Origin of the sequence: Chelativorans sp. AA-79, from assembly GCF_029457495.1 — a bacterium.
GTDB lineage: Bacteria > Pseudomonadota > Alphaproteobacteria > Rhizobiales > Rhizobiaceae > Chelativorans.
On record NZ_CP120361.1, the window covers coordinates 224,512 to 238,014 of the forward strand.

The following is a 13,503-nucleotide window of genomic DNA, read 5'->3' on the forward strand; positions in this document are numbered from 1 at the left end:
TCTCTCTGCATGAGAAAAGGTATTGAAAATGCGGGATTTTTTTGACCTCTGTCGCAATTTTCCACATTGTACGGATATAAGGCGCGGCAATTTGCTCGGGCGCCGGGAATGCCTTCCGGTGGACAGGATTTAATCCACGTTCCAAACAGAGTCATAGAATCAGAAACCTTTTTTATAGAATCTTTATTTTTTGAATCCGGAGACCTGAAACGTGGCGGAACGGAAGCTTTTGGAAGTGCTGAAGGGGCGGACAGCCTTTCCGCCACCCGTCTGGCTGATGCGCCAAGCGGGACGGTATTTGCCCGAATATCGGGAAGCGCGCCGGAAAGCCGGAAGTTTCCTGGATCTTTGCTACAATCCAGATTTCGCGGTCGAGGTGACGCTGCAGCCGATCCGTCGCTTCGGTTTTGATGCCGCCATTCTTTTTTCCGACATCCTCGTCGTGCCCCATGCGCTGGGCCGCGACTTGCGCTTCGAGGAAGGGCTCGGACCGCTTATGACGCCAATCGGGGCGGAGGAAGCCGTGGCTCTGAGCATGGATGGTTTTCACGAACATCTGAAGCCGGTATACGAGACCGTGCGGCGGCTACGGCAGGAATTGCCGGAAGAAGCCGCGTTGATCGGCTTCTGTGGCGCTCCCTGGACAGTTGCCACCTACATGATCGCCGGGCGCGGAACCGCGGACCAGGCGCCCGCGCGTCTGTTCAGCTACAGGCATCCCGAAGCGCTTTCCCGTCTCCTCGATGACATTGCCGCAGCTTCTGCGGATTATCTCATCCGGCAGATCGACGAAGGAGCTGATGCGGTGCAGATCTTTGATTCCTGGGCCGGCGTGTTGGATGAGAAGAGCTTCGATCGCTGGTGCATACGGCCCGTAGCGGAAATCGTGCGGCGAGTACGGCAGAAGCATCCCACCACTCCCATCATCGGGTTTCCGAAGGGAGCGGGATGGCTCTATCGCCGCTATCGCCGCGAAACCGGTGTGAAGGGGCTCGGGCTCGATTGGACGGTGCCGCTCGATGAAGCGGGCCGGCTGCAAATGGAAGGTGCCGTGCAGGGCAATTTGGACCCCATGCGGCTCGTCGCCGGCGGCAAAGCTCTCTCGGAGGGCGTCAAGTCGATCATGTCGGCACTGAGCGGCGGCCCGTTCATTTTCAATCTCGGCCACGGCATCACACCTGAGACACCCGTTGAGCATGTACAGGCGATGATCAACCAGGTGCGGGAGGAACAATCATGGCAACCGACGTAAGCGTCAGCGGCGGGAAAGCCGCTGCACGGAGAGCAGCCGTGTCCCTTGCGATCTTCCTCCTCCTGACGGTTCTCCTTTTCGCAGCAGCGCCCGACGGCCTTTATCTCTGGATCAAAGCCTTTCACGTGGTTGCAGTGATCTCCTGGATGGCAGGGATGCTCTATCTGCCACGTCTTTTCGTCTATCATTCTCAGGTCGAAGCAGGTTCGGCCCAGAGCGAGACGTTCAAGTTGATGGAAGCGCGGCTTCTGCGTTTCATCATCAATCCCGCCATGATAGCAACCTGGGTGTTCGGCCTTTGGCTTGCCTGGAAAGGATTCGACTTCTCGGGCGGGTGGCTGCACGCCAAGATCGGTCTCGTGGTTCTTCTCTCCGCTCTTCACGGTTATCTGGCGAAATCTCAGCGGATGTTCGAGAAGGATCAGAACAAAAAATTGGCACGGCACTGGCGAATCCTCAACGAAGTGCCTACCTTTCTCATGATCGTCATCGTTATCCTGGTGATTGTGAAACCCTTTTGAACGCCCGTTGTTTAGCTCAAGTGAGCCGGGGCGCCCGAGCGGTTATTTCCATTTGGGCTGTTGAGGGAGTGAGAGAAAATCACTCCTTGCTCTTTTCCGGACGGGACGATAAAAGGGTCTTCCTTCCCTTCATGTCTGGTGCCGTTCCGTCTGAAGTTTCGGACGCTGCAGGCCCGCAAGAGCGCCCAGCCATCTCCGGTATCCCTATGCTACATTTAGAGTCCGCCCTTATGCAGGAAATGAAACTCCAAGAGCTGAAGAGCAAATCGCCAACCGACCTTATTGCATTTGCAGAGTCGCTCGAGGTCGAGAACGCGAGCATCATGCGTAAACAGGAGCTGATGTTCGCAATCCTGAAGAAACTCTCGATGCAGGACATCGAGATCATCGGCGACGGTGTCGTGGAGGTCCTCCAGGATGGGTTCGGCTTCCTGCGATCCGCCACTGCCAACTATCTTCCTGGTCCGGACGATATCTACATTTCGCCTTCGCAGATCCGGCGTTTTTCACTCAAGACCGGCGATACGGTCGAAGGGCCCATTCGGAGTCCCAAGGAGGGTGAGCGCTACTTTGCCCTGCTCAAGGTCAATACGATCAATTTCGAGGATCCCGAGAAGATCCGGCACAAGATCCACTTCGACAATCTGACACCGCTTTATCCTGACGAGCGGCTAAGAATGGAGATCGAGAATCCGACGACAAAGGATCTTTCACCGCGGGTGATCGACCTTGTCGCGCCGCTGGGCAAAGGCCAGCGAGGACTGATCGTGGCGCCTCCCCGTACGGGTAAAACGGTTCTGCTTCAGAACATCGCTCACTCGATCACGACCAATCATCCGGAGTGCTACCTCATCGTCCTTCTGATCGATGAGAGACCGGAAGAGGTTACGGATATGCAGCGCTCGGTGAAAGGTGAGGTTATCTCCTCGACCTTTGACGAACCGGCCTCGCGCCATGTCCAAGTTGCCGAGATGGTAATCGAGAAAGCAAAGCGTCTGGTAGAGCATGGGCGAGATGTCGTCATTCTTCTCGATTCGGTCACCCGCCTCGGCCGCGCCTACAACACTGTCGTGCCATCTTCGGGCAAAGTCCTGACCGGTGGTGTGGACGCCAACGCCTTGCAGAGACCGAAGCGCTTCTTCGGCGCAGCCCGCAATATCGAGGAAGGCGGCTCACTCACCATCATCGCCACGGCGCTTATCGACACGGGCAGCCGCATGGACGAGGTTATTTTCGAAGAGTTCAAAGGAACGGGCAATTCCGAGATCGTGCTTGACCGCAAGGTGGCCGACAAGCGGATCTACCCCGCAATGGACATTCTCAAATCCGGAACCCGCAAAGAGGACCTCCTGGTGCCTCGTCAGGATCTTCAGAAGATTTTCGTGTTGCGGCGAATCCTTGCACCCATGGGGACGACAGACGCCATTGAGTTCCTCATCGATAAGCTCAAACAGACCAAGGGTAACGCCGAGTTCTTTGATTCCATGAATACTTGAGGACGCTAGAGCCTTTCAGGTTTTGACGGAAGCGTATCCTGCATTGACGAAGTAGTTGCTGCATTCACTGGGCTGGATTAAGGAGACGAGGCCGCCGATGTGCCGCCATGTCTCCTCGATGGTCCGCTTCTGAGCCGCGCGCATCCAATGCTTGATCTTGGCGAAGGCCTGCTCGATCGGATTGAGGTCGGGCGAGTATGGGGGCAGATACCAGAGCCTTGCGCCGGCGGCTTTGATCATCTGCCGGACGGCGGCCGACTTGTGTGAGCCGAGATTGTCCATGACGACGATGTCGCCCGGTTCAAGCACCGGCACGAGCTGCTGCTCGACATAGGCGCGGAAGCACTGGCCGTTGATCGGTCCATCGAAGACGCAAGGCGCCGTCAGCCGGTCATGGCGCAAAGCGCCGAGGAAGGTCAGCGTGCGCCAGTGGCCGTGCGGGGCAAAGCCGCGCAGGCGCTTGCCGCGTGGTCCCCAGCCCCGCAGCGGCGCCATGTTGGTCTTGATCCAGGTCTCGTCGATGAACACCAGCCGTGTCGGATCGAGACCGGACTGCCAAGAACGCCAGCGTTGCCGCCGGCGGGCGATGTCGGCACGAGCCTGCTCAAGGGCGAACAGCGTTTTTTGAACCGAAGCCCCTCGCGGCGCAGGAACCGCCACACCGTATCGTGCGACACCTTCACGCCGCGCGCCGCCAGCTCTTCCTTCAGCTTGTGCAGCGACAGATGCGGCGTCTGGCTGATCCGCTCGGCGATGAAGGCACGGTGCGGCTCCAGCACGCGCTTGCGGTGCCCGCCCATCTTGCCCGGCGCCACAGACCCGCTCGCACGGTAGCGCTGAGACCACTTCACCGCCGACGAGACGGCAACGCCGAAACGAGCCGCCACCGACCGGCAGCTCTCGCCGGCCTCGACCGCCCCAACAACACGTTCACGCAGATCATTCGAAAGAGGTCGCGTCATCCCATGCTGGCCTCCACTCCAGCCAGCATCTTGAATCACAAAACCTCCGAAATCGGAATCCCCCTTCGATTCAGACACAACCGGAACCGCTCTAGGCAGTCGCGAAACATTTGGGCACTAGCCTGTCATTGCTTCCGATCTCTGGACCTTGGCGTTACCTTCAAAGCTGTCGCGAGCGCGGCAGGATCATGGATCGGGGGAAGGCAACTTTGCCCGATGCAGAGCCAGGCGGCACGAGCTGACCGGTCGATCTGGATTTCGGAGTGCCGTTCTGCCGCGGTTCCTCCTGCAGTGACGACAATGTCGACCCGCCGCGGGTCCGGCATCCGGTTCGCAACCGGAACAAAGTCAGTCCCGGTTGGATCACTCATCAGCAATTTCCTGGGGCGCTGGACCAACGCAGCTGCATGGACGATTCCCGCCTGACCATAGGGTTGGTTGCGAACTCGGCCCAAAGCGGCTTCAGCCATCTTCACCGCTCTTTCATACAGGCCGTGATCACCGGAGAGCGTGGAAAGCTGTGCAAGCGCGGTGATCACCTGCGCCGTGGCCGAGGGTACCGCTTCGTCCACGTCTCCGCGGATACGCATGGGTGTATCAGCGCTGTCGGCGGCGGTGAGATAATAGCCGCTCCCCGTCTCGTCGAGGTACCAGCGGTCGAGCATCTGTGCCCAGGCTTCTGCTTGTCGGACGAGAATGTCGTCCTGTACTGCACCATGAACAGCGATGGCTGCTTGGATCATGCTTGCATAATCGCTCGCCATAGCCGGGAAGAGGCGTTTTGCGCCGCGGATGCTGTGGGGCAAACGCCCGTCCTCCATCGATTCGCATACGAAATGAAATGCGGAGGAGGCCGCGTCGACCCAATCCGGTTTTTGGAGTTGACGGCCTGCGGTCGCCAACGCCGCTATTGCGAGGCCATTCCAATCTACGAGGACTTTGTCGTCACGGGCGGGACGCACGCGCGCTTCGCGGGCGATAAGCAGTTGATCCAGCAGCCCCCGTACGTCTCGCTCCTCAGCATCGCTCAATGCTGCGGGATGATGCAGACGGTGGAGGATGGGGTTTCCTTCCCATCCGCTCGGGTTCGCAAGGCCATAATATGCGAGCAATTTTTCCGAATCCGCTCCCAGGACCTTCTCTATTTCGTCGTGGGTCCAAAGGTAGAACTTACCCTCTTCACCCTCTGAATCTGCATCGAGGCTGGATGCGAACCCGGCGCTCTGCATACGCATTTCACGAAGAAGCCACTCAGCCGTCTCATCGATTCGGATCCGGAACAGCTCCTCACCGGTTTCCGCATAGGCGAAAGAGCAGAGTTGGATGAGCTGAGCGTTGTCATAAAGCATCTTTTCAAAATGCGGCACCAGCCACTGCTCGTCCGTCGAGTATCGCGCGAGACCGCCGCCGACATGATCGTAGATGCCGCCCGAGAGCATCTGACGAAGCGTCAGGAGAACCGCATTGCGATGATCCCTCTTGGCGTTTTCCAGCCAGTCGACCCAAAGCAGATTGAGGAAGGGCGCATTTGGGAATTTCGGGGCGCCGCGCAAACCTCCGAACTGCGGGTCGATCAGCGCTGCTATCTTTCCTGCAAAGTCACTCAGGGGCGGTTCGGCCGCGGGTTTGAGCGCTTCCGGCGCGAGACGCTGGTGAACATGGGAGGAGAGGGCTTCAGCGCTGCGCAAGATCTCTGTCTGCTTGTCCCGCCAGGCGGTATGCACCGCCTTCAAAACATCTAGGATCCCAGGCCTTCCAAAACGGGCCTCCTTCGGAAAATAGGTCCCACCCCAAAAGGGCTTCGCCTCCGGGGTTAAAAACATGGTTAATGGCCATCCGCCCTGCTCGCCCATGGCCGCAAGTGCGGCCATGTAGATCTGGTCTATGTCCGGACGTTCCTCCCGATCCACTTTGATGTTTACAAAGAGTTGGTTCATCACCTCAGCCACCCGACCGTCCTCGAAAGACTCGTGGGCCATGACGTGGCACCAATGACATGCAGCATAGCCCACCGACAGAAGGATCGGGCGGTTAAGCGACTTTGCCTCGGCCAGTGCTTCAGGTGACCATGGTCTCCAGTGCACCGGATTGTCCTTGTGCTGGAGCAGATAAGGGCTTGTTTGCTCGCCAAGCAAGTTCTTGTGAGGTAAGACCACGCGCATCTCTCCTATCCTTTCGCTAGAAGGTAGAGCGCTCGTCGTGCCCAATCAAATACCAGTCCGCGATACGATTTTCGCGCTATCAAGCGGTGCCCTGCCTTCGGGCGTGGCCGTGATCCGAATATCCGGTCCTGCGACCAGGAACGTGTTAGAGCGGGTGGCCGGCAGTGCTCCCAAGGCCAGGTACGCTCGATTGACCGAGATCCGCGATTCGGGCGGAGCCATCCTTGACCAGGGCTTGGTTTTATATTTCCCGGGTCCTGCCAGTTTCACCGGTGAGGATTGTGCAGAACTCCATCTGCATGGCGGGAGGGCTGTGGTGGCCGCTGTGCTGAACCTGTTGGGCAGCCTGCGGTCCCTTCGGCAAGCAGAAGCCGGAGAGTTTACAAAGCGTGCCTTTCTCAACGGGAAGGTGGATTTAACCGGCGCGGAAGCTCTCTCCGATCTCATAGGGGCCGAAACAGAGGCTCAACGCCGTTTTGCGTTGTCCAACGGCAGCGGGGCGCACCGGCGACTCTATATGGATTGGCGGCAGCGGCTTATACGCGCCAGGGCAATGATCGAGGCAGAACTCGACTTTGCCGACGAAGCCGATGTCCCAGGATCCGTTGGTGACACGGTTTGGGGTGATATCCACCTTCTCCGGGGGGAACTGGCGGAACATAAGGCGACCTACCGCACTGCAGAGATCATTCGAAAGGGCCTTGTGGTCGTCATTCTCGGCGCGCCGAACGCCGGTAAGTCAAGCCTTCTCAATGCGCTGGCCCGCCGGGAGGTAGCGATCGTGACGGAGGAGCCAGGGACCACCCGTGACATTCTAGAGGTGAGTCTCGACCTGCACGGGATGAAAGTGATTCTCGCGGACACCGCCGGCATAAGGGAGGCGAGCGGTCGAATCGAGGCGATTGGCATTGAGCGAACATTTGAGCGAGCACGAGATGCAGATCTCCTTCTGCTTCTGGAGGACATCACGTCTCCAGCCGAATTTGGCGGGATTCCGGATAAGCTCGCCCTCCGGGTAGGCAATAAAATGGATTTGGCCGGAACATGGGATGAGAAGCGCTATGACTGCGTGATATCGGCAAAGACGGGTGATGGCCTCGACGGACTTGTCGGCCTTCTCCGCAGCGTGAGCACCGGATACCATAGCCAGGCGGGCGAGACCCTGCCTTTCCGCGCTCGGCACGTCGTTCTTCTACAGGAGGCGATCGAAGCCTTGGATGAGGCAATCGCGGGCGAAGCGGCCGGGCTTGAATTGCGTGCAGAACATCTGCGCTTGGCAGGCGATGCGCTTGGACGCATTTTCGGCGAGATCGGGACCGAGGATCTGCTGGACACGATCTTTTCAACCTTTTGCATCGGCAAATGATTCACGTGAAACAACCAGGCTCGAACCAGCAGTGCGATTCACGTGAAACATTGTCCGTGAGACAAGCCGGCCCCCTTCGGTCAGTTTCACGTGAAACAAGCGAAAGACTTGACTGGCTAACGCGATATAAGCATCAGAAGCCAGCTGCGAGGATCTGCAATGAGCAAGAGTTTCGACGTTGTCGTTATTGGCGGTGGCCATGCCGGTTGCGAGGCTGCAGCGGCGGCGGCACGAGCCGGCGCCAGAACGGCCCTTATCACTTTGCGCCGAGATACCATCGGTGTCATGTCCTGCAACCCGGCTATCGGCGGTATCGGTAAGGGGCAACTGGTGCGAGAGATCGACGCTCTCGACGGGCTGATGGGCCGTGTTGCAGACTTAGCGGGTATTCAGTTCCGGCTTTTGAATCGCAGGAAGGGACCTGCTGTTCGTGGGCCTCGCGCGCAAGCGGACCGAATACTATACCGCAACGCCATGCAGGCTGCGATCGACACTCAGGAGAACCTTCATACGATCGAAGCTGAAGTTCATGTGCTGGGCATTGAAGGCGGTCGAATCACGCATGTGCTCCTATCTGACAACCGCCGAATAGGGTGCGGTGCGGTAGTCCTCACGACAGGGACTTTCTTGCGCGGCTTGATCCATATCGGCGAGAAGAAAATACCGGCCGGGCGGGTCAACGAGCCCGCTGCGAAGCAACTGTCCGCTTCCATGGAAGCGGCCGGATTCGCCCTAGGAAGGCTGAAGACAGGAACGCCACCTCGGCTGGACGGCAAAACCATCGATTGGGATCGGCTCGATGCACAAGAGGCGGACAACGACCCGGTGCCATTTTCCCTGATGACGGACAAGATCGCCAACCCTCAGGTTACCTGCGGGATAACACGAACGACAAGCGAAACTCACCAGGTTATTCAGGAGAATCTCGGCCGCTCTGCGATGTATTCCGGACAGATAGAGGGGATCGGTCCCCGCTATTGTCCATCGATCGAGGACAAGATCGTCAAGTTCGGGGAGCGCGATGGTCATCAGATATTCCTGGAACCGGAAGGCCTCAACGACGATACAGTCTATCCCAACGGTATATCGACCTCGCTTCCAGAGGACGTTCAACATGCATTCCTGAAAACGATACCAGGGCTCGAAAGAGCCAGCGTTCTCCAGCCAGGTTATGCAATCGAGTACGATCATGTTGATCCGCGCGAGCTCGATCCTTCTCTCGAGACGCGGCGTGTGCGCGGTCTCTTTCTTGCAGGCCAGATCAATGGAACCACTGGCTATGAGGAGGCTGCCGCCCAGGGTGTCGTCGCCGGCGTCAATGCCGCAAGGATTGCTTCAGGCGGTGCCTTGGTAAGTCTCAGCCGAACAGAAGCCTATATCGGCGTCATGATAGATGATCTCATCTCGAGAGGCGTAACCGAGCCGTACCGCATGTTTACTTCACGTGCCGAGTTCCGCCTTTCGCTTCGCGCTGACAATGCCGACATCCGCCTCACTCCAATCGCCATGCAATGGGGAATCGCTTCCGCCGCGCGTTTGGAAAGATTTTCAACTTCAGAACGGTTGCTTGAAGAGGCACGCGCGCTCCTGCGAAGGCTTAGCCTGACGCCAAACGAGGCGGCCCAGCATGGCCTGTCCCTCAATCGCGACGGAGTCCGGCGCACTGCCTATGACCTTCTGTCCCACCCGGATATGTCACTGCGAAGGTTGGCTGGAATTTGGGCCGAGCTATCCGCTATTGATGCAAAAACGGGCGAGCGCCTGGAGACAGAGGCTCGCTATGCCGTTTATTTAGACCGGCAGGCGGCGGATGTTGAGAGAGTGCGGCGTGAGGAAAACAGGGCAATCCCCGATTCCGTTGACTTTGATGCCGTTCCGGGACTTTCTAATGAGCTTAAGGACAAGCTTCGACGCCGCCGGCCACGGACTTTGGCGGAGGCTCAACGGATCGATGGGATGACTCCGGCCGCGCTGTCCCTCATCCTGTTGGCCCTGCAGCGCGGCAACGCACTGAAGGGTGCTGCATGACCGGCGGACGGTTTCTTGCCTTAGAGAAGGTTGCCGGATCCGTTTCACGTGAAACATTCGAGCGCATCGAGTGCTTCGAGGCAGCATTCGTCAGGTGGTCGGCGCGGATCAATCTTGCGGCTCCCTCAAGTCTTCCGCATCTATGGGAACGGCACATCCTGGATAGCGCACAACTGCCACGGCTGGCTCCCAACGCGAGGTATTGGCTGGATCTTGGCTCCGGCGGGGGCTTTCCGGGCGCTATCGTGGCGATCATGATCGCCGGTCGAGAAGGAGGGCATGTCGATCTGATCGAGAGCAACCGAAAAAAGGCAGCCTTTCTTCAGACTGTTTTGGCTTCGCTCGATGCGCCAGCCTCCGTCCATGCGCGGCGAGTCGAGAAGTGTTTCGGGCATCTCGAGACGCCGGACATCATCACGGCACGCGCGCTGGCGCCGCTGCCCGTTTTGCTGGAACTCGCAGCTTCTTGGATGAGCGAAGGAGCAAGAGCGTTGTTTCATAAAGGCCGGGATTATCGACGTGAGGTGGAAGAAAGCCGTGACGCCTGGGGATTCGATCTGATAGAACATCGCAACAAGGTTGGAGGGGACGGCGTGATTCTGGATATAAGCAATCTTCGCCGCCTCTAGCGATCGCTGGTTCTCGGATTCGTTGTTGGCAGGGGGCCTATGAGCAAGCCTTCACGCATTATCACCGTCGCAAATCAGAAAGGCGGGGTCGGGAAAACCACCACTGCCATCAACCTTGCCACGGCGCTGGCCGCGATCGGTGAACGTGTTCTGATTGTGGATCTCGATCCGCAGGGAAATGCAAGCACCGGATTGGGTATAGATAGACCGGCGCGGCATGTTTCATCCTATGACGTTCTCACCGGCGCATCGGATATCGATGGGGCGGCAATGGAAACCGCCGTTCCCGGATTGGCGATTGTTCCTTCTACGCTCGACCTGCTCGGTATCGAGATGGAAATCTCCACTTCCGCCGATCGAGTTCTCAAGCTGCGCAATGCCTTGCGGCAAGCGCCTTCGAAAAAGGGATTCTCCTACGTCCTGATCGATTGTCCGCCGTCTCTCAACCTGTTGACACTTAACGCCATGGCTGCCGCGGACTCGGTGCTCGTCCCTCTCCAGTGTGAGTTCTTCGCGCTCGAAGGGCTGAGCCAGCTTCTTGAGACGGTGGAACAAATTCGTGGTTCCATCAATCCCTCGTTAACCATACAGGGCATCGTGCTAACGATGTTCGATCGACGTAACAATCTGGCGAATCAGGTGGTGGAGGACGTGCGCGCTCATATGGGGGAAACGGTCTATGAGACCGTTATCCCGCGCAATGTTCGCGTTTCGGAGGCGCCATCCTATGGAAAGCCGGCGATCCTCTATGATTTGAAGTGCTCCGGCAGCCAGGCATACTTGCAGCTTGCTTCCGAGGTCATCCGCAGAGAACGGCGCCTTCGCGCGGCTTGAGAATTTTGCCCTAAACTGAAGAACCTGGTCACCGTCATGAATGAAGACCCCTCGCGTAAACGCCTCGGCCGCGGCCTTGCTGCCCTTATTGGCGAAGTCGACAAGCCCACAACCCGCGAGGAGGAGACCGTTCGTGCCGATCGGAGCATACCGATCGAATTCGTTTCGCCGAACCCGCGCAATCCTCGACGCAATTTTGCCGAAACGGACCTCATCGAGCTCTCGCAATCCATTCGCGAGCATGGGATTGTGCAGCCCGTGGTTGTGCGGCCGGCCGCCGCAACAGGGCGATACGAAATCATTGCCGGCGAACGTCGATGGCGCGCTGCTCAGCGGGCGGGCCTCACAGAGATCCCGGTTATTATCCGTGACGTCGATGACAAGGCGGCGTTGGAACTCGCCATCATCGAAAATGTTCAGCGAGCAGATCTCAATTCGATCGAAGAAGCACGTGGTTATCAGCAGCTCATGGATGAGCATAATTATACCCAGGCCGACCTAGCGCAAGTGATCGGCAAAAGCCGAAGTCACGTTGCAAACACTCTGCGGCTGCTGAAGCTTCCCGAATCCGTGGCGGAGTTCATCATCGACGGTTCCCTGACAGCGGGCCATGCGCGGACCCTTGTGACTGCCGTCGATCCGGCAGGGCTTGCGAAGCGCATTATCGACGAGGGGCTGTCAGTTCGCCAAGCCGAAGCACTGGCCGGCGCTCAAGATGAGGAGCCATCACGGGCCAAGGAGCGAAAGGAAAAAGACGCCGATACCATTTCGCTCGAGAAACTTCTTAGTGATCACACTGGGTTGAAGGTTTCGATCAATCATAAGGAAAAGGGCGGTGAGATGCGCATTTCCTATCGCTCGCTCGAGCAGTTGGACGAATTGTGCCGCCTGTTACAGCGCTAGAGCATTAGAGAGTGCATCAGTAGCGTTGTCGGCGCAGTCTCCCGGGCATATGCCTATAGACTTGCCAAGCCGCAGCCAGGAATAGACGCGGCGAGGAAATTCACACAAACGGTTTGGCGGCGGCGAATTTTCGGGGCACAAGCCGTGCGAGATATCTCAGGCAAATTTCCGATACGCGGTCTTCTTGTGGATGTAAGAAGTCACTGGGCATATGCCTTGTCTTGCCCGCCACCTCACTGAGCGGCACCAGCCGGAATATAGTTCCGGCGCTGCTATGGTGCAGTGCCGCGGAGCCGGCGCCTTTCTCCGCAGACGCGATCGCAAAGGCGCCAGCCTCGAAAGCTTCGCGTGCGTCGTCTTCATTGATGGTTGCAATGTTGCCGCGCGGCAGATAGCCGAACGTATCGACGCGGGCGCGTGTTCTAGGAAGATCTTCAGCCAGCATGCGTTCCACGGCCTGGCCCAGATCTGTGCCCGACAGACGAATATTCCCATGCTGATCCCGTTCCTGCATTTCCGGCGGAACCAGTTCCTCGACCAGGGAGCGCCGATTTGCGCCGACCACACCCTCGGACATCGCGACGATGCAGCGGCCGTGCCGGCTCATGGTTGCGCGGACGTCGTCAATAAAGCGTGCGCGTTCGAACGTCCGCTCCGGCACGTAGACGAGATGTGGGGCGCTATACTCGTCGAGTGACCAGGCGGCCGCCGCAGCGGTGAGAAATCCAGCATGGCGACCCATGACAATGCCGACATAGACGCCCGGAAGCGCGCGAAAATCGAGATCAAGGCTCAGGAAAGCACCGGCTACAAACTCCGCAGCGGAGATGAAACCAGGGGTGTGATCGTTCTCCACAAGGTCGTTATCGATCGTCTTTGGTGCGTGGATGCAGGAAATCCGGCCGCTCGAGGCATCGGCAAGGATTGCCTGCGTACCGGCGGTGTCATTGCCCCCGATATTTACGAAAGCGTCGGCACCGACCTTCCGCAGGCCGTCGAGGATGGATTCGCAGTAAGCGTCATCCGGCTTGTCACGTGTACTGCCGAGCGCTGCGCCTGGTGTCGCCGCCACTGCCCGCAACTGCTCATCCGACAGTTCGGAGAGAGTAACAAAATGTCCGTCTCGGATTCCACGTATGCCGTGCAGCGCTCCAAGAACGCGGGCGCCTGGAAACCGCTTTCGCGCCTCAAGCGTAGCACCTACCACGGTCTGGTTGATCACCGCCGTCGGCCCGCCGCCCTGCGCAATGACGAATGTCTCGGCCATGATCGCCTCCCGTCGGTTTTCAGGCACTGACATATTTACCCGCGGAGGGGCAGCAAACAAGCGTGCGGGACCAACTATCGCAG

General features: G+C 58.4%; 11 protein-coding genes. 8 read left to right on the plus strand and 3 right to left on the minus strand.

Features of this window, described 5'->3' with window-relative positions:
• Positions 1–211: 211 nt before the first annotated feature.
• The 3 genes from hemE (at position 212) to rho (ending at position 3,269) form a co-directional block, all read left to right on the plus strand.
• The gene (hemE, locus tag PVE73_RS01150; protein WP_277365187.1) at positions 212–1,252 is read left to right on the plus strand and encodes a uroporphyrinogen decarboxylase; all 1,041 of its coding nucleotides are present in this window, start codon (positions 212–214) and stop codon (positions 1,250–1,252) included.
• A complete protein-coding gene (hemJ, locus tag PVE73_RS01155; protein WP_277365188.1) occupies positions 1,237–1,773 on the plus strand; it encodes a protoporphyrinogen oxidase HemJ in 537 nt (178 codons plus the stop codon). Before hemE ends, hemJ begins: the two co-directional genes overlap by 16 nt.
• Positions 1,774–2,003: 230 nt before the next feature.
• Positions 2,004–3,269, plus strand: a complete 1,266-nt coding sequence (gene rho / locus PVE73_RS01160; protein WP_277365189.1) for a transcription termination factor Rho — start codon at positions 2,004–2,006, stop codon at positions 3,267–3,269.
• A gap of 15 nt (positions 3,270–3,284) precedes the next feature.
• Here the strand turns inward: rho and PVE73_RS01165 are convergent.
• Together PVE73_RS01165 and PVE73_RS01170 are read right to left on the minus strand one after the other, a co-directional pair.
• Positions 3,285–4,231, minus strand: a protein-coding gene (locus PVE73_RS01165; RefSeq protein ID WP_277362644.1) for an IS630 family transposase whose coding sequence is annotated in 2 segments (ribosomal slippage) — positions 3,285–3,895 and positions 3,895–4,231 — 948 coding nt in all. Because the reading frame shifts where the segments join, the coding sequence is not laid out codon by codon here.
• Between the two features lie 125 nt (positions 4,232–4,356).
• Complete coding sequence (locus tag PVE73_RS01170) at positions 4,357–6,393, minus strand: thioredoxin domain-containing protein (RefSeq protein WP_277365190.1); 2,037 nt, start codon at positions 6,391–6,393, stop codon at positions 4,357–4,359.
• 49 nt (positions 6,394–6,442) lie between these two features.
• On the opposite strand from PVE73_RS01170, the gene mnmE reads away from it, so the two are divergent.
• The 5 genes from mnmE (at position 6,443) to PVE73_RS01195 (ending at position 12,153) form a co-directional block, all read left to right on the plus strand.
• Entirely contained in the window at positions 6,443–7,759 is a 1,317-nt protein-coding gene (mnmE, locus tag PVE73_RS01175) for a tRNA uridine-5-carboxymethylaminomethyl(34) synthesis GTPase MnmE (protein WP_277367302.1), read from the plus strand.
• A 159-nt stretch (positions 7,760–7,918) separates the two neighbouring features.
• The gene (mnmG, locus tag PVE73_RS01180; RefSeq protein WP_277365191.1) at positions 7,919–9,787 is read left to right on the plus strand and encodes a tRNA uridine-5-carboxymethylaminomethyl(34) synthesis enzyme MnmG; all 1,869 of its coding nucleotides are present in this window, start codon (positions 7,919–7,921) and stop codon (positions 9,785–9,787) included.
• Positions 9,784–10,416 carry a 16S rRNA (guanine(527)-N(7))-methyltransferase RsmG gene (rsmG, locus tag PVE73_RS01185; protein WP_277365192.1) on the plus strand — a complete coding sequence of 211 codons (633 nt, stop codon included), beginning with the start codon at positions 9,784–9,786 and terminating at the stop codon, positions 10,414–10,416. The genes mnmG and rsmG overlap by 4 nt, the downstream gene beginning before the upstream one ends.
• A 39-nt stretch (positions 10,417–10,455) precedes the next feature.
• Positions 10,456–11,250, plus strand: coding sequence for a ParA family protein (locus PVE73_RS01190; protein WP_277365193.1), 795 nt, complete (start codon positions 10,456–10,458; stop codon positions 11,248–11,250).
• A 36-nt stretch (positions 11,251–11,286) separates the two neighbouring features.
• Positions 11,287–12,153 carry a ParB/RepB/Spo0J family partition protein gene (locus PVE73_RS01195; RefSeq protein ID WP_277365194.1) on the plus strand — a complete coding sequence of 289 codons (867 nt, stop codon included), beginning with the start codon at positions 11,287–11,289 and terminating at the stop codon, positions 12,151–12,153.
• A gap of 100 nt (positions 12,154–12,253) precedes the next feature.
• Here the strand turns inward: PVE73_RS01195 and PVE73_RS01200 are convergent, their stop codons facing one another.
• A complete protein-coding gene (locus PVE73_RS01200; protein WP_277365195.1) occupies positions 12,254–13,420 on the minus strand; it encodes a diphosphate--fructose-6-phosphate 1-phosphotransferase in 1,167 nt (388 codons plus the stop codon).
• Positions 13,421–13,503: the final 83 nt, after the last annotated feature.

Excerpts from the sequence above, each read along its gene's own strand:
- rsmG (WP_277365192.1), top strand. The coding sequence starts at position 9,784 with ATGACCGGCGGACGGTTTCTTGCCTTAGAGAAGGTTGCCGGATCCGTT.
- PVE73_RS01200 (WP_277365195.1), bottom strand. The coding sequence starts at position 13,420 with ATGGCCGAGACATTCGTCATTGCGCAGGGCGGCGGGCCGACGGCGGTG.
- PVE73_RS01190 (WP_277365193.1), top strand. The coding sequence starts at position 10,456 with ATGAGCAAGCCTTCACGCATTATCACCGTCGCAAATCAGAAAGGCGGG.
- mnmG (WP_277365191.1), top strand. The coding sequence starts at position 7,919 with ATGAGCAAGAGTTTCGACGTTGTCGTTATTGGCGGTGGCCATGCCGGT.
- hemJ (WP_277365188.1), top strand. The coding sequence starts at position 1,237 with ATGGCAACCGACGTAAGCGTCAGCGGCGGGAAAGCCGCTGCACGGAGA.
- PVE73_RS01195 (WP_277365194.1), top strand. The coding sequence starts at position 11,287 with ATGAATGAAGACCCCTCGCGTAAACGCCTCGGCCGCGGCCTTGCTGCC.
- rho (WP_277365189.1), top strand. The coding sequence starts at position 2,004 with ATGCAGGAAATGAAACTCCAAGAGCTGAAGAGCAAATCGCCAACCGAC.
- PVE73_RS01170 (WP_277365190.1), bottom strand. The coding sequence starts at position 6,393 with ATGCGCGTGGTCTTACCTCACAAGAACTTGCTTGGCGAGCAAACAAGC.